The sequence below is a fragment of the Sinorhizobium sp. P24N7 genome, from assembly GCF_042436655.1.
Classification (GTDB): domain Bacteria; phylum Pseudomonadota; class Alphaproteobacteria; order Rhizobiales; family Rhizobiaceae; genus Sinorhizobium; species Sinorhizobium meliloti_A.
Map to the genome: position 1 here is coordinate 1 of NZ_JBHMIW010000059.1, position 966 is coordinate 966.

Below are 966 nucleotides of genomic sequence, written 5' to 3' on the forward strand. Positions count from 1 at the left end.
GCGCTTCGTCGGCTTTGAGCGCCAACGTGTACCTCTTCCCATCGGCCTTGATGCTACCTCTCAGCGCTTCCCCCTCTCGCGGCTTCCATGTTTTTGCGACCGGCTTTGCTGCCTTTCCGAGTAGCTCGCCCAGCGCCAAATCAAAGCGTTTGTCGCTATCCGCTCCCGAGAAAGCTTCAGACGCGAACAAGGCCTCCAACTTGGACAACTTTCTCTCGGAGTAAACCTCAGAGAACGCAATCCACTTTCTCCGCCCATATGCAGGGGTATTGCCGATCTGCTTGATGACAGGGGCTGGAATGGACGAGGCAACCGAAATCATCTTCGAGAGTTCGGTCTTGTCCGTTGTGAGTGCCTTCATAATTACGGCGCGCTTGAAGCCACGCTCTTCGAGAGTATGCGCGAAGGTGGCTTTTTCGATGTAAGTCAGGTTGCGGCGCGCGGTGTTTTCCACGCCTTGCGCGACAACCAACTCCTCGTCGGCGATCTCCTTCACGACGGCCTTCACGCGAACCTTCAGGAGGCGAGCCGCCCTAAGCCGACGATGACCATAGGCTACCTGGTAGCGACCTTCCCGCTCCGGATGTGGGCGGACCAGAATTGGAACCTCCTGACCGCTCTCTGCGATTGATTGCACAAAAGGATCATCTTCCGTAAGCGCGAGGTCCCCGATCCTATCTCGCACAAAGGAATCGTCGATGAGCTCTGGGTCGAGATCCTGAACGCGAAGGCCGGCGATCAAGGCTTCCTGCATCGCCCTCGCCTCTTCCTCCATCTTGCCCAGCGTCAAAGCCATAGAGCGGACCGGGCCCGCAGGGCCGCGTTCCGCTTCCTTCTCCTCTTCGAAGTTGGCCATGGCCAACTCTTCGACGGCGTCACCGAAAATGCCTTTAAGGGTGCTCCTTCTGCTCATACACGTCCCCATGTTCTGTGGACCTCGGCGAGAACTTCGCCGTTGGCCGCATT

At 57.9% G+C, this 966-nt stretch carries 1 protein-coding gene; it reads right to left on the reverse strand.

What is annotated here, in order from left to right; genetic code table 11:
- Positions 1–913: plasmid partitioning protein RepB (gene repB / locus ACFHWW_RS33855; RefSeq protein ID WP_379943726.1), on the reverse strand; the 913-nt coding region annotated here is incomplete at its 3' end.
- Positions 914–966 lie beyond the last annotated feature (53 nt).